The following is a 23,124-nucleotide window of genomic DNA, read 5'->3' as shown; positions in this document are numbered from 1 at the left end:
AATTGCAGATAGCTTAGCGCGCTTTTTTACCGACAGGTTTTACACCTTTTGAAATATCTGTTGGGGAGCTGATCACATCCTCATCCGTTACTGAAGCTATTTTATTAGGAACAGATGAGAATTTGAAGATAACAGCAACTACTAAAAATAAAGCACCCAAAATAAGGTATGGAAATTTAACAGCGCTGATGCTTGCTACGTGCGTAGCACCGCCAACCTGGCCAAATATTGCCAAACTAACCAACAGCGGCCCAATAGTAGTACCAAAATTATTTACCCCACCGGTTAAGCTCAAGCGTTGTGCACCTGTTTTAGGATCACCAAGTGCTACCACTAACGCATTGGCAGCAATTTGTTGAAGCGAAAAACCTAAGCCAACAATGAACAAACCCGTAATCATCAAATAAAATGAAGCTGTTTCGGCAGCCGGGTAAAATAATAATGTACCCAAAGCGGATAAAATAAGACCGGCAGCAATTCCATTCTTATAACCATACTTATTTAAGATATCGCCGCCACTTGCCTTTGAAACAAAGAAGTATATAATTGAACCAACAGTATAAGCTAAATAAAAGGCAAATGAAATCATTTGTGATTGCCATTGTGCTAAGCTTAGTTTTTCTTTAAATACGGGTATTAAAATGTCATTACTTGCGGCCACGAAGCCCCAGAAGAAAAATACGGTAATTAACGTGAGCAACGCCGACCCGTAATTTTTTTTGTCGTTTTGTTCCATTTGTAAAATAGGTTGTACTAATTTGATTTTTGAATCTCTAAACATAATTCAATTTTGGTAAAAGTCTCACCTCTTTTTTAAATAAATTAAATCACAATTTTAACTTTCGTTGTTTATGAGATAAAATTGCATATTCGCAATGTTCAAAAAAGAACAAAGCTTAACTTAATGATAAAAGCCATTGTTTCGGGTATCGGGTTTGGATTAGTACTTACATTTATTACCGGCCCGGTTTTTTTGCGCTCATTAAAACCAGTATCGAAAAAGGGTTTCATGCCGGTGTTTCGCTTGCCCTTGGTGTGGTTTGCAGCGATGTGGTTTTTGTGGGCGCAATCCTGTTTGGTTCGCAATATATCGATGTATCTGACCATACCAAAGTTATAGCAGGCGTTGTAGGCAGCGCCATATTATTCGCGCTTGGCCTATATTACATGTTCAAGAAAAGCGAGATCAATTATGAAAATAAAGTACCATCAGGCGCCGACCGCTTTGGTTACATACTTAAAGGTTTCCTGATGTGCATTTTTAACCCTACCCTCCTCTTCCACTGGACGGTGGTGATCGGTGCAGCCAGTACTACATTCCTGGTAGGTACACCGCACAGATCCTTTCATATAGCTGTCATGTTCCTTACCATACTCATCATACAGTTTGGTATGGATACCCTCAAAGCTTTTTATGCCAATAAGCTCCGGGCACGTATTTCGGTTAAGTTTATTCACCGTTTAAATGAGGTTGCCGGTATTGCTCTTATTATCGCCTCATTGGTGCTGATTGATAAGCTGGTTACACATTTTGTATTTGCAGCGCCGGCGGGATCGTAGGTTATCAATCAATCACAGTTATGCGGAACTTGTTTCGGCACCCCACACGCTTAGTCTCCTCTATGTTAAGCAACCGACGGCTTGTCTTATGGGATCCCGAAACAAGTTCGGGATGACGGAAGATGAGCATAACATCACACATCTAATAAAAAATCCTAAAACACAAAAAAGGCGATGAAAAACTCATCGCCTCGTATATCATTCCCCCTTTAGGGGGTAAGGGGGCATTACATATAAGCTCTTTGGTTTTTACCTTCCATCCAGTTAACAAAGGCGCGGTTAACAACCTTGTTACCACCCGGGGTTGGGTAATCACCACTGAAATACCAATCACCCAGGTTATCAGGGCAGGCTATGTGCAGGTTATCTAAGGTTTGATAAATTACCTGTACCTCACAATTCACATTTTTAGGTGTGATGATCTGCGCAATACGGTCAGAGATCTGCTGATCGGTAAACAAGGCATAAATCTCTTTCACATAGTTTTCAACTTCTTCCTTAGGCAGTTTCTGGCTGTCTTTACATTTTTGATAAACATCCAGGATCACATCTTCCCTGCCCATCTCTTTTAACAAACTGATTGCAGCTTCAAATGCAACAAATTCACCCATACGTGACATGTCAATCCCATAGCAATCGGGGTAACGGATCTGCGGAGCAGATGAAACCACAACTACTTTTTTAGGGCCAAGCCTGTCAAGAATTTTCAGGATACTTTGTTTCAGTGTAGTACCACGAACTATAGAGTCATCCAATACCACTAAGGTATCGGTGCCTTTTCTGATCAATCCGTAAGTAGTATCGTATACGTGGGCCACCATTTCGCTGCGATCCGCGTCCTGGGTGATGAAAGTACGCAGTTTAACATCCTTAATGGCTATTTTTTCAACCCTTGGGGCTACCTGTAATATTTCGGTAAGCTTTTCTTCGGTAATGTCGCTTCCAAGCTCAAGCAGTTTTTCGTACTGATATTTCTTTACATACTTATGCATACCCTCAACCATACCATAAAAGGCAACTTCGGCGGTGTTGGGTATGTAAGAGAATACCGTATTTTTAATGTCATGATTAACAAAATCCAATATCTGCGGGCAAAGCAGGCGACCTAATTGCTTACGCTCACGGTAAATGGCCGAGTCGCTGCCGCGCGAAAAGTAGATCCGCTCAAAAGAACAGGCTTTCTTTTCTTTTGGCTCACTGAACATATCCTCGGTTATCTTACCATTCTTTTTAACGATCAACGCATGGCCGGGGCGAATTTCCCTGATCTCCTCCATCGGCACGTTAAATGCCGTTTGGATAGCAGGGCGTTCAGATGCTGCAACAACGATCTCATCATTATAATAATAAAATGCCGGACGGATACCCACCGGATCGCGCATTACAAAGGCATCTCCGTGGCCAAGGATCCCGGCAATAGTATAACCGCCATCCCAGTTCTTGGCCGATTTACGGAGGATCTTGGCAACATCCATATCATTAGCTATAAGCTTACTGATCTCCATGTTATCATCTAATCCCTCACGTTTGTACTGATCGAACAAGCCCTGGTTTTCAGTATCGATGAAGTGGCCTATTTTTTCGAGCACAGTAACCGTATCGGCCTTTTCCTTTGGATGCTGACCTAATGCATACAGTTGTTGCAGTAATTCATCAACATTGGTCATGTTAAAATTACCGGCAATAACCAGGTTACGGGTCATCCAGTTGTTTTGCCTCAAAAACGGGTGGCAGCTTTCAATGCTGTTTTTGCCGTGGGTACCATAACGCAGGTGCCCTAACAAAACCTCGCCGGTAAAGCTCACATGTTCTTTAAGCCACTCAGCGTCCGCCATTTTTTCGGGGGTCTCTTTCTGAATGTCCGCAAATTTCTTTTGGATATATTCAAAAATGTCGGCAACGGCATTTGAGGCCATTGAGCGGTGACGGCTAATGTATCTTTTGCCCGGTTCAATATCCAGTTTAATGGTAGCAACACCTGCGCCATCCTGGCCGCGGTTGTGTTGTTTTTCCATTAAGAGATAAAGTTTGTTCAGGCCGTACAGTGCAGTTCCGTACTTTTTCTGATAATAAGATAGTGGCTTTAGTAAGCGGATAAATGCCACACCGCATTCATGTTTAATCTGATCGCTCATGATTCGGAATGAGGCTGCAAAGGTATCATTTTAAAATGAAGTATCGGTAAAATCTATTGTCATAAATTAGTAGTTTATTGATTGCCTGGTTGACTTGGTGAATGATTGATTTAATGAGTAGCTATCGCACTGAAAACCAGACATTAACATAATCAACCCAATAAACCACACACCTATTTCTTAAACCCAACCATCTGATGCAGCTTAACCGGGTCATAGATCCGGCCTTCTTTTATTACTACCGATACTTTCCTGATCTCCCTGATATTACGCAGCGGATCACCATCGATAATAACAAGGTCGGCTTGCTTTCCCGCTTCAACCGAACCTGTTGTTTTATCAAGCCCCATCACCATTGCCGGTGTTATCGTTGCTGTTTTGATAGCCTGCGCCGGGGTAAGACCGGCTTCAACATATAATTCAAGTTCGCGGTCAAGACTATAGCCGGGGAACCCCATATCTGTGCCTGCAACAATAGTAACTCCGGCATCATGCAATACCTTAACGGTTTTCTTCATGCTTTCATACAAAGGTTTCAGCTTAGCGGCCTTTTCCGGTTCTTCGCCCATGTTTTTAAACAATGCCTGGAGCGGCAGCGGCAGGGTATAATAGTTGGGCTCCAGTTTGGTTATATCATCCTTAACATTACGGAAGGCGAGCTCGAAAACACCTATGGTGGGATCAATTACCACATGATGGTCTTTTATAAACTTAATAGCCGCAATACTTACCGAATCATCGAAAATAACCGACCTGTCCTTATCCCGTTTCATGATTGAATACACATACTGTACGTGGTTAACCATATTCATCCCCGAATCAACGCCTTGCTGAAGGGTCATGCCCTGCGGGATATGGCCTGTTACGGTTAAACCCAATCGGTGTGCCTCATCACAAATAACTTTAACTATAGCCGGTTTAACCGAACTATAGATCTTGATCTGCTGAAAGCCATTTTCTTTATAACGGTCTACTGCCTTTATAGCATCTTCCTTAGTATCCGCTTGGATAATCCCCAATGCATAAGGCCCTTTGCCGTCAATAATTCCAGCTTTAATGATGTTGGGGCCCACGCCTTTGCCGCCATCAATAGCGGTTTTTATAGCGTTGATATAACCAAATTCGTTACCACAATCGCGCACAGTAGTTACACCTGCTGCAAGATAGGCCGGCCCCCACTCTGCCTGTTCAAAGTGCGAGTGCATATCCCACAAGCCTGGTAAAATGGTTTTCCCTTTGGCGTCAATAAGCTTAGCCCCTGCCGGTATTTTAACCTCACCAACCTTGCCCGTTTGTTTAATAATGCCGTTTTCTATCAAAACAATGGCATTGGGGATGCTTACACCGGTGTTTACATCAATTAGGTTGCCACCGGTAATAGCTATTATCTTATCTGCTTTACCTGTTGGTGCGGCCGCTTCCGCAAATAGCTCCATACCATAAGTAGCCGCCTTACTGATGAGCTGCGGTAACAGTTCTTCGTAAGGTACCCGCATCATTTCCAGTTTGTCACCCTCCGCGTCATTAGTTATCAGGCATATGAGTTTACCTTCATTATCAGTCCAAACCAGTTCGTTACCCCAAACCAGTCCGCTTATGGTGAGCCGGTTAAGCGTGAGCGGTTTACCGTTAAACTTAAGCTGATCAATACCTGCTTTTTTGATCTGTACCGCGCCAAATGGCAGTGTATGGATGCTTGCAGGTTGTTTATGTTTATTCCAATACTGGATGAGCACCTGCTGCACAGTGCCCGGCGAATAGCCCGCTACCGGGAAGCTGGGCGACAGTACTTTTTGTGTATAAGATGAATCGTTAACCCTGATTGCAGCTTCGCCTCCGCGAATAGTTATTTTATCATCAATGGTCGAAAATCTTGAAGTATTGCCTTTTATAGTCAATTCCAGTGGATCGGCTACGGGGTTCACCTTCAACTCGGCAGTAAGCGGCACCGGCGAACCGCGGTCAACAAACTTAAAATCGATATTATAATGAACAGCATCTTTATACTTGTGCACGTAATAGGTTTCCTTACCAATGTGTTGCTCAAACTTATGCAGAAAAAAGGTACCGCTATCGGTTGGCAAATCGGTTTGTGCATTGGCGTTTGTTATTAAGGCCGAAAAGGCGGCAAATAATAATAAAGATGTTTTCATAAGGTCAGTAATGTTAATGTAAGATAACGGTTTGTTTGGGATGTTACAAAACAGTTTTTTTGTGCAGGGACGCATAATTGCGCCTTCTGACCAACCACATCATCAAAGCAAAAAATCTTCACCCAATACTTCTAAACGTTATATTAATCCTTGCCCCCAGCATCCTGCTTGTTTTGGGTACCTGGTGAAGCCAGTGATGCTGCGTTTGCCCCTGCATGATCAGCAGATCGCCGTTGTTAAGTACGACAGATACTTTAGCATTCTTTTGCCGCTTATGCTTAAACTGAAAAACCCGCGAAGCGCCAAATGATACCGAAGCGATTACAGGGTTACCGCCAAGCTCGCTTTCATCATCACTATGCCAGCCCATACTGTTGCTGCCGTCACGGTAATAATTAAGCAGCGCTGTATTAAACCGGTGACCGCATTGCTGCTCCGCCGCCTGCTTAATGCTATTAAGCAGCGGGCTAAACTTAACCGGCACATTTACCACACCTGAATATACATATACTTCATCGCGCTCTCCGTACCAGGCCGTAAGCCGTGGGAAGTTCACTTCCCTGCCGTAGATCTTCATTTTATCCTGCTTCCATGGTGTTTCCTCAACCAGCCGCGTAAATACATCTTCCTTATAAAAATGGGGATAAAGCAATACCTCTCCATCAAAAGGCAATAAGTTTTTTGGCGCACCAAACAGGTTCAGCTGGTCATTATTGAATAGATCCATGTTCAAATATCTGTATTACATACCATAAAACACGATGGGCCACTCTGCTATCAGAATGATAAAACCTATCATTTTGATAGCTTTTCCTCATATTGAGAAAATCTTTCTCATTTTGATAAACTCCTATAACACAAGCCTGTAAATAAAGCAAAAAACGTTGTGGCATGTTTATTGGCCATGCGGCCTCACAATACAAAATAAATTTACGATGGCATTGTTTATCGCTGCTACAGCAAAATTTACAAAACGGACAATAAGTTCCTTCATTGCAGCTGGTATCATCTCCTCTTTTTCCCCTAACAATTTATACATTTCATGAATTCGCACGTTAAGCAACTCACTTTCGCGGGTATGATCGTTACCCTCGGCATTATTTTTGGCGATATCGGTACCTCTCCCCTTTATGTTTTTCAAACCCTGTTGGTTGAAGGCGGTAAGGTGAACCCCGCGCTGGTATTAGGCTCTATCTCCTGTATCTTCTGGACACTCACACTGCAAACCACTTTCAAGTATATCGTTATTACGCTGCAGGCTGATAACAAAGGCGAGGGCGGTATTTTTTCATTATACGCACTGGTAAGACGTTACGGTAAATGGCTGGCTATTCCTGCTATAATTGGCGCAGGTACTTTGCTTGCCGATGGTATCATTACCCCACCCATCTCTGTAACCTCGGCCATTGAAGGTTTAAATTTAGTACCGGCATTTTCAACCGTTATTGTCCCCGGCAACAACCTGATCCTCATTATTGTAATTAGCATCATTTTATTGCTGTTCTTTTTTCAGCAGTTTGGCACCAAGGTGGTCGGTTCGGCATTCGGGCCGGTTATGCTGCTGTGGTTTATTATGCTGGGCGTATTAGGCACTATACAGATAACACATTTCCCATCTATCTTTAAAGCTCTCAATCCTTATTATGGCGCCCATTTACTGATGGACCATCCTAAAGGCTTCTGGTTGTTAGGCGCGGTATTTTTATGTACCACTGGCGCCGAAGCCCTATACTCCGACCTGGGCCATTGCGGCAGGCGCAATATCCAGGTAAGCTGGATCTTTGTGAAAACAACCCTGATATTAAACTACCTGGGGCAGGGCGCCTGGGTGCTGTCACAAGCACCGGGTAAGAACTTTACCGGCGTTAACCCTTTCTTTGAAATCGTTCCCCATTTCTTCCTGCTACCTGCGATAGCTTTGGCTACACTGGCAACCATTATTGCCAGCCAGGCTTTAATCAGTGGTTCATTTACGCTAATCAGTGAGGCGGTAAGCATGAATTTTTGGCCAAGGATCACCATCAAATACCCGTCAAATATCCGCGGGCAGATCTATATTCCAAGCATCAACTGGATACTGTGTATCGGCTGCATCCTGGTATCGCTCTATTTCCGTACCTCAAGCGCAATGACGGCTGCTTACGGATTCAGCATCACCATTGCTATGCTTAGCACTACCATTTTAATGTATTACTTTATGCGCTATGTAAAGCACTGGCCTGTATGGCTGGTTACCATTATCCTGTGCTTATTTGTAACCGTCGAATTCTCCTTTTTGTAGCGAACGCGGTTAAAATACTAAAACGTTTGTTTTTTGTGGGATTTGAAGTTGGTCTGATCTTTACGATGTACACCTGGTTTAAAGCCCGTAAAATCAATAACCGCTTCCTTCATTTTACCGACATCAAGGAGAAACTGCCTTTACTAAACGCACTGAGCAATGATACTACCATAAACAAATACGCTACGCACCTGATCTATCTTACCAAAGCCAATAATGGCAAACAAATTGAAGAAAAGATCATCTACTCCATCATGAGCCGCCGTCCTAAACGTGCCGACACCTATTGGTTTGTGCACATTGAACGTACCGACGAGCCATACACGATGGAGTACAGTGTTGACCAAATTGAGCCGGGCAAAGTCATCCGCGTAGAATTCCGTTTGGGCTTCAGGATCCAGCCGCGGGTAAACGTATTGTTCCGTAAAGTAGTTGAAGATATGGTTGAACGTGGCGAGATTGATATCTCCAGCAATTACCCATCATTAAAACAATACAATATGGCTGCCGATTTCAGGTTTGTGATCATGGAGAAATTCCTGTCGTACAATAACGTGTTCAACGTATCGGAGAGCTTTATCCTCAACAGCTATTTTGCCATTAAAAAACTGGCCCAGTCAGAAGCTAAAGCTTTTGGACTTGATACCAGTGAAACACGAATTGAAAAGATTCCGCTGGTGGTAAAACCGGTTAATAATATCCACATAAAAAGGGTTGACCCGGTTACGCATAAAGCGGTTGAAGGTATGGGTAAGAAAGTTTTTGCGTAGCGCTAACCGCTATGTATTAACTCCCCTACATCGCTGTACGTGTTGCCCCTTTTTGCTTCGCAAAGAGGGGCTTTATTTTTCTCCCTTTTGCGCTCATGACATCCTTGTTTATGGAGGAGATTCGTTTGTATCATCTTTAATTCAACATGATTTGGTTGATGAGTTTTATTTGCTTGTAAACCCTGCTGAGATTGGTAACGGACAACAAACCTTTAACCCTTTAAAAAATGATTTAGAGTTAAAATTGGTGAATTGTGAACCATTTGCCTGTGGTGCGGCTTTGCTTTATTATACCAGGGCGTAAAAAAGGCTCCCTCCTCCGCGCCCGTTCTCGAGAGGAGGTTTTTAAGTTTTTCTCCCTAATGGCGTCACGCCTACCATAATATCAGGGAGCGTGTAAGCTCCTGTTAAAAAGCCATTCAATAATGGGCGCTTGAACCCGCGTTAATATTTTTCACTACCCTTTAAAACAAAAAAAACCCGGCCTTGCGGCCGGGAATTTCATTAGATTTATTGGATTGGTTGGAAATACGTGATTATAATTTTTCGCCGTGCTGGCTGATATCAAGACCTTGTTCTTCTTCTTCGGCCGATACCCTTAACGGCGAGATCATGTCGGTGATCTTTAACAATAATAATGAACCAAAGAATGCGAATATCGATACGCACACTAATGCTACCAACTGTACAAGGAACAGGTGTGTCTCGCCAAAAAACAAACCGTTACCTGTTGTATTATTAGCATTTACATGCTGATTGGCAAATACGCCGGTTAACAGCATCCCCACCATACCGCCAACGCCGTGACAAGGGAATACATCAAGCGTGTCATCAATAGAAGTACGGGTACGCCATTCCACAACCAGGTTACTCACCACAGCCGATATGATACCGATAGCCAGCGAGTGCGGCACCGATACAAAGCCGGCGGCAGGTGTAATAGCCACCAAACCTACAACAGCGCCAATACAGGTACCCATTGCAGATGGTTTGCGGCCAAGCAGCATATCAAAAAAGATCCAGGTAACACCTGCAGCTGCCGAAGCAGTGGTACTGGTTGCCAAAGCGGTAACCGCCAAAGCGTTTGCGCCAAAAGCCGAACCGGCATTGAAACCAAACCAACCGAACCACAACAAGCCCGTACCTATCATTACGTAGGTAATCCGTGCCGGAGAATGATTAGCCTCGTTACGGCGTTTTAAATATAAGGCCGATGCCAGGGCAGCCCATCCGGCCGACATATGCACTACCGTACCACCTGCAAAGTCAAGCACACCAAATTTGGCCAATATGCCATCAGGGTGCCAGGTGCAATGCGCCAGCGGCGAGAATATGAAAATAGAAAACAGTACCAGGAAAATAATATACGAGTTAAAACGGATGCGCTCGGCAAATGCACCAGTAATAAGCGCCGGGGTAATAATGGCGAATTTTAACTGGTACATGGCAAATAATAACAACGGAATGGTTGGAGCGGCTTTCCAGGTGGCGTTACCTAACATGCCCTTCATCATGAAATAAGTTCCGGGGTTACCGATAAGGCCATAAAAGCTATCGCCGAAGGCCAGGCTGAAACCAAAGATCCCCCACATTACCGTAATGATCACCATACAAATAATACTTTGCAGCATGGTGGAGATCACATTCTTCTTATTAACCATTCCCCCGTAAAAAAACGCAAGACCGGGTGTCATGATCAAAACCAGCGCCGTCGACATCAGCATCCAGGCTATATCGCCCGTATTAAAATTGGGATGACCGGAATCCTTAAAATCAACCGACGGAAAAATGAAAGTAAGGGAAAGTATAATTAAGATCAGGAAAAAGGGAAATACCTCTTCATTTATTCAGAAAAAATATGTTTTAAATCGGCATGAAAGTTAGTGTTTTTTCTAAAAACAAAAGAAAATAATTGACTTTTGTTAAAAAAAACAACTACTACAGATATTTCAGGATAGAATTCGGGAAAATCCCCAATAAAACGAGCAGAAAACTAATAATAATAGCTAAAACAAGTAAATTATAAGATCTTTCACTGGCAACTTCAGCATTTTCTGTTCTTTTCAGAAATAAATACAAAGGAATTTTAAGGTAATAAAACAACGATACCACCGTGGTTATAGCGCCCGTTATCATCAGCGACAACAGCCAGATACTGTGTGTTTGCTCATAGGCGCTGTAAGCCGCCGAAAACACAAATAGTTTACCCGTAAACCCAGCAGTAACCGGGATCCCTGTTAAAGAAATGAGGATAATAACAAAACAAACCGAGGCTACAGGGTATTTTAAGCCCAGGCCCTTATAAGCCTCCACCTCTTCAGCGTCCACAATATTGCTGAAGTATGATGCCAGTGCCAGCGCCCCGATATTGGCCAGCGCGTAAACGGCCAGGTAATAGGTTAATGATGATAAGCCCTGTAAATTAAAGGTAACTACCGCCATTAAAGCAAAGCCGGTATGGCCGATGCTTGAATAGGCCAGCATCCTTTTCACGTTGCTTTGCAAAACGGCCGCAAAATTTCCGGCTATCATGGTAACGATACCAATGGCTGATAAAACAATACTAAAATCAATCCCCTTCCAGTCGGCCGAAAAAAGGAACAAAGGCATCACATTTACCAGCAATGCAAAAGCTGCTATCTTGGGTACGGTTGACAGGTATGCAGTAACCGGCGTGGGCGCTCCCTGGTAAACATCGGGTACCCAAAAATGCATCGGCATAAATGATAATTTAAACCCTATGCCAATCAGCACCAGTACTAAAGCAAATGAAGCACTCACCGGATTTACATTAGGCAACCGGGCTACAATACCCAGCAGATCGAGCGAGCCGCTGAAGCCGTACAGTAACGAGATCCCGTATAGCATGACAGCCGATGATGCCGCGCCGAAAAGTACGTACTTTAAACCAGCTTCGGTACTCAAAGCAGTTTCAGACCGGTAAGCCACCATCAGGTATGACGCTATGGATACCATCTCGATGGCAAGATAAACAGAAAGCAGGTTAATAGCCATGGCCATTAAATGCAGACCTAAAATAGATGCTATGGAAATGGTATACAGGTCTGATAAGCCTTTTGGATGCGCCTTCAGCTTATCATCCCAGGTAAAATTCAATAGCAGGATAAACGATAGCAGATCGATAATGATCTTGAAAAATACCGCCGACCTACGCAGCAGTAACATACTGCCGAAAATAACATGATCGCCGTCAAGGATCAGGGCTACCTGCTGCAGGTCTTTAAACAGCACCAGTAACAAGCCCGTACAGGCTATAATTTTACAAAGCTTTACAGATCTGCGCCCAAATATCAGGTCGGTTATCAGCACTACCAAAAACAGCCCGGTTAAATAAATTTCGGGCATGAAATAGGGTATACTGCCAAAAACATTGGTTAACTGAGCTGATATATGGGGGAGCAGATCGTGCATTTATATTTTATTGTACTATTACTGATTGATTTTTGGGGTATTTAACCTGATATTTTAGTTTCACCTTCTTTTCATCGAGCGAATTTAACATGAAATTCCATGAAACCCTACCTGTTGTTGCATCAGGTTTTGCGCCAGATGTTTCCTGCGCCTCTACTTCGATATCTTTATTTTGCGAAACCGGTACCTGGTCTTCCACCAATAAATTAACCGATTGGCTTTTCCTGTTTTTTACGTCGATAAGCCAATTGCGGGTTTCCTTTTGGTTGGAGCCTGATGACTGGCGCATAGCCAAACCTTTCTCCAGTGTACGGGTAACTACAATATTTTTATCTGTTCCTAACGATAGGTTCAGCGTATCGGTGGTAGCATCGGTATTAATCAGCGACTTGCCAATGTATGTTCCTTCAAAAAACAAGTTGGCCTCGCCAGATAGGAAACTGTATTTATTCCAGTTGGTAAGCTGCGCTGTCAGATACACATCAGTACTCAGTTTAGGCGCTACATAATACTGATAAGTAGCATCAATATTATATTGGCTAATTTCAACGGCATATTGTTTGCCATCGCTTGGCACCGTATAAGGGTTGGCGATATTAAACTCAATATTGGTTTGGTTTTCTTCTTTTTTTACTTCGATAGGAACCGTGTTAATTATATTTTTATCTTGTATTTTCGCAACAGCACCAGTCAAATCCCTTTTATGTTCAACTTCACCATAACCAACTACAACAACTTCATTCAATTGGTTTGAAGCTGACTTTAGCGACACGTTGATCATTGGCGCATTGGCCTGCCTTTCTAATGTCTCATATCCAATAAAACTGTAAGTAAGCACAGCATTGGCGTTAGGTATCTGGATGCTGTAATTTCCACCGGCATCACTTACGGCCCCTATTGATGTACCTTTTACCCGGACGCTTACACCAGGGATGGGGCTGTTATCATCCCTACTCACTACTCTACCCATTACTTTAGTTATTGAAACACCAGTACCTGAATAGTACATACCAAAGTTAAGATAGGTAGGCGTAAGCTCGGGCTTCGCCCCATTTACGCTTGGGTTACCGGTTGATAAGGTAAGCTTTGCGCTTTTCCAGTCCTCACCCGTTTTTTGCGACACGTTGGCTTTGTAAACGATAGTTATTGGACTGTTCACATTTTTAGCACGGATATCGTAGGTAGGGAACCAGCTGGCGTTTCGCACCAGATAACTTAAAGTAAAATTTGCCTGTAACGGAACTTTTGACGATACTGTCACCAAAACATTGCTGGTAGTTTTAACACTTACTTTGTTAATCTCTGCAATTTGTTTGTTATAATCTTCCAGCTGGTCGTTAAACAAATCTATCTGATCATTTACGGCTTGCTGATTCTTTTTGATCTCATTTAAGCGAGCTGTCTGAAAGTCGAGTGTCTGTTTCAGTCTAATCGGATCCAGCGCAACATTAGTACCATTGCTCACCGGGTTTTTAGCCAGCGTGTTAGCTTCTTCCTGGTAAATAGAGAGCATGTTATTTTGCAAGGCTATTTTGTTTCTTACCAGTTTTACATTCGCCTCGATAGTCTGTATATTTTTCTGCCTGATGTCATTATCGGCAAAATCAAGTTCGTGATTAACCGAAAGAATGGTAAAATCGCCGCCTGCATTTACCTGGATACTCTGCACATCAATTCCAGGCGACAGGTTTTCAAACACCAGCGTTGATGTGCCGGGGCTGATATTGACCAATGCGGTGCGACTTACCTGTGCTCCGTTCAAAAACACGGTTACTTTTTGAACTTTGGAGGCTACTTTCTGGCCTTCATCGGCCCTGGTTGCCGCAGTGATAAAAAGTAATGCTGCGGCAATGGATAATTTTTTAAACATAATTCCTTCGGTTAAATACATACCATCTGTTATTTCGCTTATGCCCGGGTTGCCGGGGACAACGTAAATAAAAGATGCAGGTGTATGCACTTTTCCATAAATGAATTTATGTTGAAACACTATTTTTTTATTTAGCCTGTAAAAACTGTATCAATGCCAGTACCGAATCATTGATTTTTCCAAATACCAACGATGGCATCAAACCTAAAGCAAGCGCAGCAACAGCCATTGGTATCAATGCCAGCTTTTCGCGGATGCTTACATCGGTAAGTGCTATTTTCCAAACCTCGCCGCCTTTAAGTGATACTTTTCCGAAGAACATGCGCTGCAGTGTCCACAGAAAATAAGCTGCTCCCAACAGGATACCAACCGAACCGCAAACAGCCATCCAGTATGGCAGCAAACCGTTAACCGTTGGCGATTTAAATGTACCCGCCAGTGTAAATGCTTCGGCCACAAATGCCGAAAAGCCCGGCAAGCCTAAGGAAGCAAAGAATGCTACCATAACAAAGGCCGTATATTGAGGCATCTGGGTGCCCAATCCGCGGAAATGATAAATATCCCTGTCGTGCACACGGTTGTAAACCACGCCCACCAAAAAGAACAGCATCGACGATAAAAAGCCATGGCTTACCATCTGCATTACCGCACCGCTTACACCTTCGGCAGTTTGCGAGGCAATGCCCAGTAACACAAAACCCATGTGCGATACCGATGAGTAAGCGATCATCCTTTTCAGATCGCGCTGGGCCAGCGCATTGCAGGCGCCATATAATATCGAAACAACCCCAATCAACCCAAGCCAAAAAGCGCCGGAAGAAGCTATCTCCGGGAAAATCCCGAGGCAGATACGGATAATGCCGTAACCACCAATTTTAAGCAATACCCCAGCAAGAATGATAGATACCGGTGTAGGCGCTTCAACGTGCGCATCGGGCAGCCAGGTATGCAGCGGTACAACGGGTACCTTGATAGCAAAGGCAATAAACAGCACTACAAAGCCAACCGTGCGTGCGGGCATCCCCAATATGGTTTGATGCGCGGCAGCCGAGAATACCGAACCCTGGGCATAATTAGCCGGATTCATCATCTGGATAATATTAAAAGTATGACTTCCTGTTGCCGGATCGCTTACAGAAAGGTATAAACCAACCATCACCAGCAGCATAAACACCGAACCAAACAGGGTATACAAGAAAAACTTGATGGCCGCATACTCCCGGCGTACACCGCCCCACATCCCGATCAGGAAATAGAGCGGCAGTAACATGAGCTCATAAAACAGGTAAAACAGGAAGAAATCCAAAGCGCAGAATACACCCATCACGGCCATATCCAACAGCAAAAACAAAAGGAAGAAACCTTTGAGATTGCTCTTGATTTCCCAGGAGGCCAGCGTAGCAACCACCATCACCAGTGCCGACATTACCAATAGGGTTACCGAAATGCCATCTATCCCTACAAAATAATCTATCTGCATTTTGCCCATGCTGCCCAGGTTAAGGGCAATCCATGGCAGTTTCTGTACAAACTGAAACTGGTCTTCATGGTTAATACCTGCTGTTGCCGCACCTGTTTTAAAGTTAAGGTAGATTGCGATGCTGATACCCAGCTGCAAAAGCGTAGCCAGCAGGGTAATATATTTAAAACTCCCCCGAACCGACGATGGCAGCAATACGATCACCAACGCAAACAGTACAGGTATAAATATGAGTAGGGTTAGTAGGTTCATTAAATTCAGATCAGTATTTTTAAAATAAAGAGTACCAACACAATGAGCAGCATACTGTACAGGTAGTACTGCACTTTTCCATTTTGAAATTTACGTGCAAAATTGCCAATACTTTGCACTAATGCAGCCATTGAATGCAAAAATCCGTCGACAATATATTTATCACACCAGGCGGTAAGGTCTGCCACCGCCCTGCTCAGCCGTTCAATTGAATGGATGAGTCCGTTAATAATATTCCTGTCGAACCAGAAGCAGGTTTTACCCAGGCCAAGTATAGGTTTTACGATTACTTTTTTATAGATCTTATCCAAATACCATTGATTATAGGATAAGCGGTAAAAGAAGCCGGTTTGCGGAAACGAGAACGTATTTCTTTTTACGTAGATAGCATAGGCCGCGTACATTACAAAAACGCTTAAGATATTCACCCCTATCGGAATAATGGTATGGTAGATATTTTCGCGGGCCATGAATTCGGCAGGTTTTAAGCTTTCGAATAGCCAGGCTTTTTCATAAAAGAAAGGATTAAGCGAAAATAAGGGGAACAAACTGCAAACCGCCAGCAGGATCAATGGCACACGATATTGCCAACCACCATCGCTGATATGTAGTTTAATGTCAGGGTGATGTTTCAACAAGCGAAACTCTCCGAAAAATATTTTCACTATTAACCTTGATACGTAAAAGGCAGTAAGCCAACTGGTAAATAATGCACCTGCCGGGATCAGTTTAAGCCATGCGCTTCTACCCTCGCTCCATTCAAACGCCTGGATCAGGATGCCATCTTTTGACAGATAGCCAGAAGTAAGCGGAATACCTATAAGCGCCAGTGAACCAACAATTGCCACAATAAAAGTTAATGGCAGCTTTTTACGCAAGCCACCCATGTACTGAATATTTTGCGGGTCGATATCCAGGTTATTTTCCTCCTTGATATGTTGCATTTCGTGAATCACAACCCCGGCCACCAAAAACAATAAACATTTAAAGAAAGCGTGCGTAGCCAAATGGAATAGCGAAGAGCCATAAGCTCCAACCCCCATCGCAAGGATCATGTAACCCAGTTGCGATATGGTTGAGTAAGCAAGCACCCGTTTTAAATCGTTTTGCGTAAGCGCGATTGTGGCGGCCATAAAAGCGGTAAAGCAACCTATTACAGCAAGAACCGTTAACTCCGTATCGGTAAACAAAGGATAAACCCTGCCCAGCAGAAATACACCGGCAGCCACCATAGTAGCCGCGTGGATCAGCGCCGAAACTGACGTCGGCCCTTCCATGGCATCAGGTAGCCAGGTATGCAAAGGGAATTGTGCCGATTTTGCGGCCACAGCAAGGAAGATCCCGGCGCAGGCTATATACTGCCATATCGCGGGTAATGTAGTCATTGCCCCCCGTGTCCAAACAGAGCCATAATTAGAAGGCATCCTATCAGGAGCAAAAGCCCATTGCCCGTTATCAGGCCCCATAAACTTAACAAGTCCATGTTGTCCAAATAAGGCATCAATATCAAACGTATGAAACTGGGCAAAAATGATAATGATAGCACTTAGCAAACCGATATCGCCGATACGGTTCATGATAAAGGCTTTTTTATTGGCCTGTACGGCTTTATCCTTAGTGAACCAGAAACCGATAAGCAGGTATGATGAAAAGCCCACTAGCTCCCAGAAAGCATAGAACAGCACCATGCTATCCGCCACCACCAAAGCCAGCATGCTGAAACAAAAGAAACTTAAGTAGGTAAAATAACGACTGTACCTATCGTCATGCTTCATGTAAGCAGTGGAATAGATGTGAACAGGCAAGGCAATCAGCGATACCAACAGCAGCAGCAGCGCCGACAGATTATTAAGCAGGATGCCTGCGAAGACTTTGGTGTTGCCAATGGTAAACCATAGTTTTTGGGTGTGCAGCGGTTGCTGGTTCCACACCCTTGCAAACACAATGGCTGATAATACGCAACCCACCAAAATGGCCAGTGTTGAAATCCAGCCCGCTGCTTTACTTTTTACCGGCAGGCAAAAGTTGATGATCGAGGCCGCCAACGGTAAAGCCACAGCTGCAATGGTGTAGCTGATGATGGTTTGATCGGTATGTAAAAGCGCGGTGCCCAATTAGTTTTTTTATCTTCTCTGTAGAGACGCATAATTGCGTCTCCGAATGTACATTTCCGCTTGTCCTGCGGGAGACGCAATTATGCGTCTCTACAATATTTTAATCCCTCAAATTTTTAATCTCATCCGGGTCAATGGTTTTATATCGCCGGTAAACATTCAGGACGATGGCCAGCGCAACCGCTGTTGTTGCCGCGGCCAGCACAATAGCAAACAAGGCGAACACCTGTCCGCCGTTATTTAGCTTATCATATTTACCAAAAGCTACCAGGTTTAAAATGGCGGCGTTCAGCATTAGTTCAATTCCTATCAATACTTGTATCGAGTTACGTTTGGATACAATCATGTACATGCCTGTGCAAAACAATAACGCGCCTACCAGTAAAAAATCGGTTAACGTGATCATGCCCTGCCCTCCTTACGTGATAAATGTGCCGCACCTACCAAAGCCATCAGCAATAAAACAGAAATGGCTTCAAAAGGCAGCAGGTAGGTGGTCATGAGGTTAACGCCTATATTATCTATAGTTGAAGAGGTTGGCGTTATCTCATTTTTTTGTGCGATGGCCTGTTTTACCCATGGCAGCTTATCAGCATCGGCTTTAAGGATAATGTTTACAATCACCGCTAAAAACAGCGCAGCCAGTATAACAGCCGGTACTTTAGCCATGTTAATGAATTTTCCTTTGTGTTGCTCTATCACATTTAGCGTTTCACGACCAGAAAGCATAAATGCAAAAAGGATTAACACCAAAATGCCTCCCACATAAATTACCACTTGCGTTACGGCAACAAAATCGGCAAGGGCAATTACATACAAGCCAGCTAATGCAAACAAGGTCACAAAAAATATAAAAATACTCCTGACCAGGTTTTTACTTAAAGCAGCATATAGCGCCGAGCCAATAGCAATAAAACTCATTGTATAAAACAGTAAGCGGACCAAGGTCATGCCCCACCCTCCTTTTGTTTCATGGCGGCTAATTTGGCAGCCTGTTTTTCGGCCTGTTGTTTGTCAAAAAGGGCACGCTTTTCGGCGGCATCTTCGGGCGTCATATCCGAAAACTGGTAAACCAGATCGCTTAGCTGAAAAACTGTTTTATCGTACTGGTTGGTCATGGTAATGCATTCAGTTGGGCACACAATAGTACACAAACCACAATACATACACTTGGCCATATCAATATCAAACTTGGCTGCATACAAACGTTTGGTAGTACCGTCGGATGTTTGGCCGATAGCTTCCGTAGCCTTGATCGATTCAATATCGATACAATTAACGGGGCAAACCTTGGCGCACAGATCACATACGATACAGTCATCCATTTCCACATCCAACTGGTAGCGGCCCACTTCAGGTACCGGCAGTTGCTGCTTAGGATATTGAATAGTGTTGGTGCCATGCTCCAGTTGCTTAAAATAATTGCTATCGCTCACGGTTACAATCTCCCTTTTGCCGTTACCCGCAAAGAGATGCCGGATGGTAAGGCTTAAACCTTTCCATGCCGTTGTAAACGCGTTAATTACTTTCTGAACCATGATTTTTAGGATTTTAGGATGCTCAGGATATTTCCTTTACTACTGCTAATCCTTGTTTCTTATTATTCAATTAATTACAAATCTTAATTCTTTTAATTCCGAAATCGAATATCCGACATCCGAAATTAAAAATCACATCAGCCACAACCTCCATACACCCGATATCAGCATACAAGCGAAAGCCACCGGGGTCAATACTTTCCAGCAAAGGTTCATGAGCTGGTCAACCCGCAAGCGGGGCAATGTCCACCTGATCCACATCTGAACACCCACCAGGCCCAATGTTTTTATTACCACCCATAATATCCCCCAAGCCACCCCGGTTGTCCAGGTTGCCAGTTTAACACCGCCGATATTAGGCAACGGTGTATTCCAGGCCCCTAAAAACAAGATCACTGCTATCATGGATACCAGGAACATCATCGAGTACTCAGCCAAAAACACAAGCGCAAAGCGGATGCCCGTAAACTCGGTATGAAAACCGGCTACCAGTTCCGATTCTGCTTCTGGAATGTCAAAAGGAGCACGGTTACTTTCGGCCAGTGAAGCTATAAAATAGATCACAAATGCGATGAGTAAATGTGGCGCTCGGAATACATTCCAGCTAAATAAACCACCTATCTGAGATACATCCCAAAAACCGGCAAATTTTATCTTTTCAGCAGCCAAAATACCCTGCTGAGCAGAGATCACCTGCAAGTCGAGCGTTTGAGCAATCATTACAACAGATATGATGGCAAAGCCCGCGGGGATTTCGTACGAAATGATCTGAGCCGCCGAACGCATAGCACCAAGGATAGAATACTTATTGTTTGATCCCCATCCTGCCATCAAAATTCCTAACGTTTCGATAGAAATAATGGCAAAAATATAGTAGAGACCGATATTAGTCTTTGAAGGGATAAGCCCGGGGGCCCAGGGTAGCGCGGCGAAACCGAGGTATACAGCAATGAATATTACCGCCGGCGCCAACATAAACAACCACTTATCTGCCGCTGCCGGGACGATCAGCTCTTTCTGAAGCATTTTTAAAATATCGGCCAGCGTTTGCAGCGAACCATATTTTCCTGTTTCCGTTGGGCCAAGCCTGTCTTGTATAAACGCTGATATTTTACGCTCGGCATATACACCGAATAAAGCGAAGAAGGCCGAAAAACTGAACAACCCAATTGCTGCAATAAAATATGTAAAATAATAGTTCAACAGGAATTTTTGCTTAAGGGTGCAAACTTACTAAATGTTGAGTTATTTAGAATGATTAAATTATATATTAAGTTGATAGGAGAACCATGATTTACCTGATTTAAGGATTGCCAGATATATCAACGCCTAAAGCTCTGTATCATGATCATCCTATAATCATAAAAATCAAGGTTCAACACTTCACCAAATCATTTGCCGATATAAACGTTGATTTTACCGGGGCCGAGAAAAACAGCGAGGCATGATGGTCAAAATCGGCAGTATCATCGGTAGTGGTATAAAACTTATTTTCGCCGTTCCGGCTAAGCTTTTGTTCAATTTCGGGGTGGCGGTTTAAATAACTAACAAGGCTTTTAGCCACGATATCGCCCTGCCCTATAACATTAATGCGTTCGGGCAAATGTGCTTTTATTTTGTCCTGGATAATAGGATAATGCGTGCAAGCCAGTAAAATGGTGTCGATGTTGGGCGATTGCGCCATGATTTGATCCAGGTACAACTGCACAAAAAAATCTGCACCGGGTTTATCATATTCCCCGTTTTCAATTAACGGCACCCAAAGCGGACAGGCCTGCTGGTAAACTTTTATATCGGGGAAAAAATTCTGGATCTCGAGCAGGTATGAGCCAGATTGTACCGTGCCCTTTGTACCAAGCACCCCAATCTCTTTGGTTTTAGTATAATCGCCAATAACCTCGGCAGTAGGGCGGATAACGCCCAATACCCTTTTCCACGGGTCATCTATCTGTTTAAGGTCCTGCTGCTGAATGGTACGTAACGCCTTGGCCGATGCCGTATTACACGCCAGGATCACTAAGGGGCATCCCTGGTCAAACATCCACTGCACGCATTCCCAGGTATACTGGTGTATGGTGCTGAATGAGCGGTTACCATAGGGAGCACGGGCATTATCGCCCATATAAATATAATCATAGCCGGGCAATTGTTCAATGATAGAACGGAACACAGTTAGCCCGCCATAACCCGAATCAAAAATACCAATTGGTTGATTTGACATATACAAACATAAAAAAAGCGCCCCGTAATTACGGGGCGCTTTTGTATAATTTACTTAAAGGTGATTTTATTTTAAACCCAATTTCAATTTCACGGCAGCCATCAGATCGTCGCCTGCAGGCGATACGATCATACTAACCTGTGATGAATCCAATACATAAGCGTAACCTTTTTCTTTAGCTACCGCTTGTACAGCCTGGCTAACTTTATCAATAATGGGTTTGCCTAATTCTTGTTTTTTAGCATCAACTTGTTGCTGAGCATTGTTTTGGTAATCGTTCATGCGTTTCTGAATATCCTGCAATTCAGAAGTTTTTGCTGAACGGGCAGCATCTGTCAAAGTTGAACCGTTTTTTTCCAAATCGGCACCCTTGGTTTGTAACTCATTGTTCATAGTGGTTAACTGATCAATGAATGTTTTTTGATAGGCCTGTAATGTTGTAGAAACAGTTTTAGTTTCAGGCATCTGGTCAATAACCTGGCTAAAATTAACATAACCTATTTTTGTTTGCGCTTTAGCAAAACTACCCACGAACAACATACCTGCTGCAACTAAGGCGACTTTAAATAGTTTTTTCATTTTGTTTTGTGTCCTGTGTTTAATAATGGATAATAATTATCTGTTTGTTTTTATAACGTGTATCAGCAAATTGCTCATGAACTAACCTCGGGAGAGCTTACAATGAACAGGAACATTTGACAGCTATCCTTACCCGGCTAAAATAACAATGGGGTAATTTAAATGGCAAACATAAAAAAAGCGTCCCGTTTAATCAGGGCGCTTTTTTAATGTCTTTTGTATTCTTATTTCAAACCTAATTTTAATTTTACAGCTGCCATCAGGTCATCAGCATCAGGAGATACCAATAAGGTGATCTGTGATGAATCTAATACATAAGCATAGCCTTTTTCTTTAGCTACAGCCTGTACTGCCTGGGTAGCTTTATCAATAAGCGGTTTACCTAATTCCTGCCTTTTTGCATCAACCTGTTGCTGGGCATTGTTTTGGTAATCATTCATACGTTTTTGAATATCGGTAAGCTCGTTTTCTTTAGCAGTACGTACAGCATCGGTCATACTTGCCCTTTTTGACTGGTAGTCCTGGCCTTTTGTCTGGTACTCATTATTCATTGTAGTAAGCTGATCAATAAATGTTTTTTGATAAGCCTGGATCGAAGCAGTTACAGTTTTAGTTTCGGGCATCATATCAATCAATTGATTGAAGTTGATGTGGCCGATCTTAGTCTGAGCATTTGCAAAGCTGCCCGCAAATAACAAACCTACTGCAACTAAGGCAACTTTAAATAGTTTTTTCATTT

General features: G+C 43.3%; 20 protein-coding genes. 4 read left to right on the top strand and 16 right to left on the bottom strand.

The window, feature by feature from the left end:
• Nucleotides 1-13 precede the first annotated feature (13 nt).
• On the bottom strand, nt 14-736 hold the full coding sequence (locus tag ACRQ5D_RS15785; protein WP_431199955.1) for an MFS transporter: 723 nt from the start codon (nt 734-736) through the stop codon (nt 14-16).
• Between the two features lie 203 nt (nt 737-939).
• Between ACRQ5D_RS15785 and ACRQ5D_RS15780 the strand changes: the two genes are divergently transcribed.
• Nucleotides 940-1,560: a LysE family translocator gene (locus tag ACRQ5D_RS15780; protein WP_432329786.1), complete on the top strand. Its 621-nt coding sequence runs from the start codon at nt 940-942 to the stop codon at nt 1,558-1,560.
• Nucleotides 1,561-1,787: 227 nt separating this feature from the next.
• Here the strand turns inward: ACRQ5D_RS15780 and ACRQ5D_RS15775 are convergent, their stop codons facing one another.
• The 3 genes from ACRQ5D_RS15775 to ACRQ5D_RS15765 form a co-directional block, all read right to left on the bottom strand.
• The gene (locus ACRQ5D_RS15775; protein ID WP_091172525.1) at nt 1,788-3,695 is read right to left on the bottom strand and encodes a class II glutamine amidotransferase; all 1,908 of its coding nucleotides are present in this window, start codon (nt 3,693-3,695) and stop codon (nt 1,788-1,790) included.
• Between the two features lie 173 nt (nt 3,696-3,868).
• On the bottom strand, nt 3,869-5,848 hold the full coding sequence (locus ACRQ5D_RS15770; RefSeq protein ID WP_176844540.1) for an amidohydrolase family protein: 1,980 nt from the start codon (nt 5,846-5,848) through the stop codon (nt 3,869-3,871).
• A 118-nt stretch (nt 5,849-5,966) separates the two neighbouring features.
• Nucleotides 5,967-6,575, bottom strand: coding sequence for an alpha-ketoglutarate-dependent dioxygenase AlkB family protein (locus ACRQ5D_RS15765; RefSeq protein ID WP_091172529.1), 609 nt, complete (start codon nt 6,573-6,575; stop codon nt 5,967-5,969).
• Between the two features lie 315 nt (nt 6,576-6,890).
• On the opposite strand from ACRQ5D_RS15765, the gene ACRQ5D_RS15760 reads away from it, so the two are divergent.
• From ACRQ5D_RS15760 to ACRQ5D_RS15750, 3 genes are read left to right on the top strand one after another with little or no spacing between them, the layout of a single operon-like run.
• Nucleotides 6,891-8,129, top strand: coding sequence for a KUP/HAK/KT family potassium transporter (locus ACRQ5D_RS15760; RefSeq protein ID WP_432329479.1), 1,239 nt, complete (start codon nt 6,891-6,893; stop codon nt 8,127-8,129).
• A gap of 35 nt (nt 8,130-8,164) precedes the next feature.
• Nucleotides 8,165-8,899, top strand: a complete 735-nt coding sequence (locus tag ACRQ5D_RS15755) for a KUP/HAK/KT family potassium transporter (RefSeq protein ID WP_432329477.1) — start codon at nt 8,165-8,167, stop codon at nt 8,897-8,899.
• On the top strand, nt 8,892-9,203 hold the full coding sequence (locus tag ACRQ5D_RS15750; RefSeq protein ID WP_432329475.1) for a dihydrofolate reductase family protein: 312 nt from the start codon (nt 8,892-8,894) through the stop codon (nt 9,201-9,203). The genes ACRQ5D_RS15755 and ACRQ5D_RS15750 overlap by 8 nt, the downstream gene beginning before the upstream one ends.
• Nucleotides 9,204-9,435: 232 nt before the next feature.
• On the opposite strand, the gene ACRQ5D_RS15745 is transcribed toward ACRQ5D_RS15750, so the two are convergent.
• The 12 genes from ACRQ5D_RS15745 to ACRQ5D_RS15690 all read right to left on the bottom strand — a co-directional run bounded on the left by ACRQ5D_RS15745 (nt 9,436) and on the right by ACRQ5D_RS15690 (nt 23,122).
• Nucleotides 9,436-10,689, bottom strand: a complete 1,254-nt coding sequence (locus ACRQ5D_RS15745; RefSeq protein ID WP_431200795.1) for an ammonium transporter — start codon at nt 10,687-10,689, stop codon at nt 9,436-9,438.
• A 148-nt stretch (nt 10,690-10,837) separates the two neighbouring features.
• Complete coding sequence (locus ACRQ5D_RS15740; RefSeq protein WP_091172543.1) at nt 10,838-12,331, bottom strand: NADH-quinone oxidoreductase subunit N; 1,494 nt, start codon at nt 12,329-12,331, stop codon at nt 10,838-10,840.
• 7 nt (nt 12,332-12,338) lie between these two features.
• Nucleotides 12,339-14,321 carry a mucoidy inhibitor MuiA family protein gene (locus tag ACRQ5D_RS15735; protein ID WP_091172546.1) on the bottom strand — a complete coding sequence of 661 codons (1,983 nt, stop codon included), beginning with the start codon at nt 14,319-14,321 and terminating at the stop codon, nt 12,339-12,341.
• A 7-nt stretch (nt 14,322-14,328) separates the two neighbouring features.
• On the bottom strand, nt 14,329-15,933 hold the full coding sequence (locus ACRQ5D_RS15730) for a complex I subunit 4 family protein (protein ID WP_091172548.1): 1,605 nt from the start codon (nt 15,931-15,933) through the stop codon (nt 14,329-14,331).
• 5 nt (nt 15,934-15,938) lie between these two features.
• Nucleotides 15,939-18,047 carry an NADH-quinone oxidoreductase subunit L gene (nuoL, locus tag ACRQ5D_RS15725; RefSeq protein ID WP_091172551.1) on the bottom strand — a complete coding sequence of 703 codons (2,109 nt, stop codon included), beginning with the start codon at nt 18,045-18,047 and terminating at the stop codon, nt 15,939-15,941.
• A 100-nt stretch (nt 18,048-18,147) separates the two neighbouring features.
• Complete coding sequence (gene nuoK, locus ACRQ5D_RS15720) at nt 18,148-18,453, bottom strand: NADH-quinone oxidoreductase subunit NuoK (protein WP_090531905.1); 306 nt, start codon at nt 18,451-18,453, stop codon at nt 18,148-18,150.
• The gene (locus tag ACRQ5D_RS15715; RefSeq protein ID WP_256337510.1) at nt 18,450-18,968 is read right to left on the bottom strand and encodes an NADH-quinone oxidoreductase subunit J family protein; all 519 of its coding nucleotides are present in this window, start codon (nt 18,966-18,968) and stop codon (nt 18,450-18,452) included. The genes nuoK and ACRQ5D_RS15715 overlap by 4 nt, the downstream gene beginning before the upstream one ends.
• A gap of 26 nt (nt 18,969-18,994) precedes the next feature.
• Nucleotides 18,995-19,585 carry a 4Fe-4S binding protein gene (locus ACRQ5D_RS15710; RefSeq protein ID WP_091172557.1) on the bottom strand — a complete coding sequence of 197 codons (591 nt, stop codon included), beginning with the start codon at nt 19,583-19,585 and terminating at the stop codon, nt 18,995-18,997.
• A gap of 132 nt (nt 19,586-19,717) precedes the next feature.
• Nucleotides 19,718-20,788, bottom strand: a complete 1,071-nt coding sequence (locus ACRQ5D_RS15705) for a complex I subunit 1/NuoH family protein (protein ID WP_091172560.1) — start codon at nt 20,786-20,788, stop codon at nt 19,718-19,720.
• 172 nt (nt 20,789-20,960) lie between these two features.
• Nucleotides 20,961-21,806 carry a glutamate racemase gene (gene murI / locus ACRQ5D_RS15700; protein ID WP_091172563.1) on the bottom strand — a complete coding sequence of 282 codons (846 nt, stop codon included), beginning with the start codon at nt 21,804-21,806 and terminating at the stop codon, nt 20,961-20,963.
• A gap of 66 nt (nt 21,807-21,872) precedes the next feature.
• Nucleotides 21,873-22,385 (bottom strand): OmpH family outer membrane protein, encoded by a 513-nt coding sequence (locus tag ACRQ5D_RS15695; protein WP_090531916.1) that lies wholly within the window; start codon nt 22,383-22,385, stop codon nt 21,873-21,875.
• Nucleotides 22,386-22,609: 224 nt separating this feature from the next.
• On the bottom strand, nt 22,610-23,122 hold the full coding sequence (locus ACRQ5D_RS15690) for an OmpH family outer membrane protein (RefSeq protein ID WP_090531918.1): 513 nt from the start codon (nt 23,120-23,122) through the stop codon (nt 22,610-22,612).
• Nucleotides 23,123-23,124 lie beyond the last annotated feature (2 nt).

Origin of the sequence: Mucilaginibacter sp. P25 (genome assembly GCF_050859465.1) — a bacterium.
Taxonomy (GTDB): Bacteria; Bacteroidota; Bacteroidia; order Sphingobacteriales; family Sphingobacteriaceae; genus Mucilaginibacter; species Mucilaginibacter gossypii.
Note: the sequence above shows the minus strand (reverse complement) of the source record. Positions and strands in the feature narration are given on the sequence as shown.

Bases quoted from the DNA above. Each gene is read 5' to 3' on its own strand.
- ACRQ5D_RS15695 (WP_090531916.1), bottom strand. From the start codon at position 22,385: ATGAAAAAACTATTTAAAGTCGCCTTAGTTGCAGCAGGTATGTTGTTC.
- ACRQ5D_RS15710 (WP_091172557.1), bottom strand. From the start codon at position 19,585: ATGGTTCAGAAAGTAATTAACGCGTTTACAACGGCATGGAAAGGTTTA.
- ACRQ5D_RS15785 (WP_431199955.1), bottom strand. From the start codon at position 736: ATGGAACAAAACGACAAAAAAAATTACGGGTCGGCGTTGCTCACGTTA.
- nuoK (WP_090531905.1), bottom strand. From the start codon at position 18,453: ATGATCACGTTAACCGATTTTTTACTGGTAGGCGCGTTATTGTTTTGC.
- murI (WP_091172563.1), bottom strand. From the start codon at position 21,806: ATGTCAAATCAACCAATTGGTATTTTTGATTCGGGTTATGGCGGGCTA.
- ACRQ5D_RS15740 (WP_091172543.1), bottom strand. From the start codon at position 12,331: ATGCACGATCTGCTCCCCCATATATCAGCTCAGTTAACCAATGTTTTT.
- ACRQ5D_RS15730 (WP_091172548.1), bottom strand. From the start codon at position 15,933: ATGAACCTACTAACCCTACTCATATTTATACCTGTACTGTTTGCGTTG.
- ACRQ5D_RS15715 (WP_256337510.1), bottom strand. From the start codon at position 18,968: ATGAGTTTTATTGCTATTGGCTCGGCGCTATATGCTGCTTTAAGTAAA.
- ACRQ5D_RS15690 (WP_090531918.1), bottom strand. From the start codon at position 23,122: ATGAAAAAACTATTTAAAGTTGCCTTAGTTGCAGTAGGTTTGTTATTT.
- ACRQ5D_RS15770 (WP_176844540.1), bottom strand. From the start codon at position 5,848: ATGAAAACATCTTTATTATTATTTGCCGCCTTTTCGGCCTTAATAACA.
- ACRQ5D_RS15765 (WP_091172529.1), bottom strand. From the start codon at position 6,575: ATGGATCTATTCAATAATGACCAGCTGAACCTGTTTGGTGCGCCAAAA.
- ACRQ5D_RS15760 (WP_432329479.1), top strand. From the start codon at position 6,891: ATGAATTCGCACGTTAAGCAACTCACTTTCGCGGGTATGATCGTTACC.
- ACRQ5D_RS15775 (WP_091172525.1), bottom strand. From the start codon at position 3,695: ATGAGCGATCAGATTAAACATGAATGCGGTGTGGCATTTATCCGCTTA.